This is a genomic window from Serratia sp. C2(1) (assembly GCF_036352655.1).
GTDB classification, from domain to species: domain Bacteria; phylum Pseudomonadota; class Gammaproteobacteria; order Enterobacterales; family Enterobacteriaceae; genus Serratia; species Serratia inhibens.
The window spans coordinates 1-255 of sequence record NZ_JAZFBA010000038.1; the positions used below are offsets into that span (position 1 = coordinate 1).

Consider the following 255-nt stretch of genomic DNA (forward strand, 5'->3'; position numbering starts at 1 on the left):
CGGTATACAAGATATTGACCTGATGCTTATCAATCACCTGTGACAGGCGGTTGACGCCAGGATAGTTTGGCACGCCTTCGAACATCAAGGTGATGGCACCGCAGGCCAACGGGCCGTACAGCAGATAACTGTGACCTGTAACCCAGCCGACGTCGGCCGTACACCAGTACACGTCACCTTCGTGGTAGTCGAAGACGTACTTGAACGTCATGGCGGCATACACCAGATAGCCGCCGGTGGTGTGCAGTACGCCCT

1 protein-coding gene is annotated in these 255 nt (G+C 55.7%); it reads right to left on the bottom strand.

Annotation, left to right across the window (positions count from 1 at the left end):
• A partial coding sequence (locus tag V2S86_RS25435; RefSeq protein ID WP_330764619.1) for an AMP-binding protein occupies positions 1 to 255 on the bottom strand: 255 nt, incomplete at both ends.